Annotated in this window: 2 protein-coding genes; one reads left to right on the forward strand and one right to left on the reverse strand. The window is 55.0% G+C overall.

What is annotated here, in order from left to right:
- Window positions 1-89 precede the first annotated feature (89 nt).
- Complete coding sequence (locus SB822_RS54650) at window positions 90-458, reverse strand: hypothetical protein (protein WP_000538659.1); 369 nt, start codon at window positions 456-458, stop codon at window positions 90-92.
- Window positions 459-489: 31 nt separating this feature from the next.
- On the opposite strand from SB822_RS54650, the gene SB822_RS54655 reads away from it, so the two are divergent.
- Window positions 490-681, forward strand: a complete 192-nt coding sequence (locus tag SB822_RS54655; RefSeq protein WP_000165985.1) for a Rop family plasmid primer RNA-binding protein — start codon at window positions 490-492, stop codon at window positions 679-681.
- Window positions 682-1,060: the final 379 nt, after the last annotated feature.

Genomic DNA, 1,060 nt, shown 5'->3' on the forward strand with positions numbered 1-1,060 from the left:
ATTATCGCCGGCATGGCGGCCCCACGGGTGCGCATGATCGTGCTCCTGTCGTTGAGGACCCGGCTAGGCTGGCGGGGTTGCCTTACTGGTTAGCAGAATGAATCACCGATACGCGAGCGAACGTGAAGCGACTGCTGCTGCAAAACGTCTGCGACCTGAGCAACAACATGAATGGTCTTCGGTTTCCGTGTTTCGTAAAGTCTGGAAACGCGGAAGTCAGCGCCCTGCACCATTATGTTCCGGATCTGCATCGCAGGATGCTGCTGGCTACCCTGTGGAACACCTACATCTGTATTAACGAAGCGCTGGCATTGACCCTGAGTGATTTTTCTCTGGTCCCGCCGCATCCATACCGCCAGTTGTTTACCCTCACAACGTTCCAGTAACCGGGCATGTTCATCATCAGTAACCCGTATCGTGAGCATCCTCTCTCGTTTCATCGGTATCATTACCCCCATGAACAGAAATCCCCCTTACACGGAGGCATCAGTGACCAAACAGGAAAAAACCGCCCTTAACATGGCCCGCTTTATCAGAAGCCAGACATTAACGCTTCTGGAGAAACTCAACGAGCTGGACGCGGATGAACAGGCAGACATCTGTGAATCGCTTCACGACCACGCTGATGAGCTTTACCGCAGCTGCCTCGCGCGTTTCGGTGATGACGGTGAAAACCTCTGACACATGCAGCTCCCGGAGACGGTCACAGCTTGTCTGTAAGCGGATGCCGGGAGCAGACAAGCCCGTCAGGGCGCGTCAGCGGGTGTTGGCGGGTGTCGGGGCGCAGCCATGACCCAGTCACGTAGCGATAGCGGAGTGTATACTGGCTTAACTATGCGGCATCAGAGCAGATTGTACTGAGAGTGCACCATTGCGGTGTGAAATACCGCACAGATGCGTAAGGAGAAAATACCGCATCAGGCGCTCTTCCGCTTCCTCGCTCACTGACTCGCTGCGCTCGGTCGTTCGGCTGCGGCGAGCGGTATCAGCTCACTCAAAGGCGGTAATACGGTTATCCACAGAATCAGGGGATAACGCAGGAAAGAACATGTGAGCAAAA

The organism is Paraburkholderia sp. SIMBA_054, assembly GCF_046534875.1.
GTDB lineage: Bacteria > Pseudomonadota > Gammaproteobacteria > Burkholderiales > Burkholderiaceae > Paraburkholderia > Paraburkholderia hospita.